This is a genomic window from Akkermansia sp. UBA7090 (genome assembly GCF_002493465.1).
GTDB lineage: Bacteria > Verrucomicrobiota > Verrucomicrobiia > Verrucomicrobiales > Akkermansiaceae > Akkermansia > Akkermansia muciniphila_A.
This window is the reverse complement of the sequence record NZ_DKYW01000017.1, coordinates 90,706-91,410: the sequence shown is the minus strand read 5'-3', so window position 1 is coordinate 91,410 and position 705 is coordinate 90,706. Positions and strand designations below refer to the sequence as shown.

Annotated in this window: 1 protein-coding gene; it reads left to right on the top strand. The window is 63.5% G+C overall.

Annotation, left to right across the window (positions count from 1 at the left end; genetic code table 11):
* Window positions 1–613 (top strand): NAD(P)/FAD-dependent oxidoreductase (locus B3075_RS06360; RefSeq protein WP_343125178.1); only part of this gene is annotated, 613 nt, incomplete at its 5' end.
* Between the last annotated feature and the right edge of the window lie 92 nt (window positions 614–705).

Below are 705 nucleotides of genomic sequence, written 5' to 3'. Positions count from 1 at the left end.
CATGTGCCCCGGCGGGTTCATCGTTCCCGCCGCCACGGAAAACGATGAGGTGGTGGTCAACGGCATGTCTCTGGCCCGGAGGGATTCCCCATTTGCCAATGCCGGTTTTGTAGTCAGCGTGCATCCGGAAGATACGGAACCGTTTTGCAGGGAACACGGAGCGCTGGCGGGCGTGGCGTACCAGAAGGCGCTGGAGACGGCTTCCTGCCGTGCCGGAGGAGGCATGCAGAAAGCCCCGGCCCAGAAGGTGGAGGATTTTCTGAAAGGGCGCGTTTCTTCTTCCCTGCTGCCTACCAGCTATCACCCCGGCATTGTATCCCATCCCCTTCATGAATTGCTCCCGGAAGGGATCGTCTGGCGCATGCGGGAGGGGCTGCGGCAGTTTGACCGTAAATGGCGGGGATTTGCCGGAGCTTCCGCCCAGCTCATTGGCTGTGAGACGCGCACCAGCTCCCCCGTGCGCATTCCAAGGGACCCTGCCACGCTGGAGCATCCCGGTCTGGAGGGACTGTACCCATGCGGCGAAGGGGCGGGTTACGCCGGAGGAATTGTTTCCGCCGCCCTGGATGGACGCCGTTGTGCGGAAGCCGTGGCGCAGCAGGCGGCCCGCTAGGTTTTTCCCAAGCGGTCGGCAGTCATCAGTGCGGTGCAGGTTTTCTGCTTTTCCGGATAGATGTACGCGCCTGCGTCCCCCCCCCCCCCCTC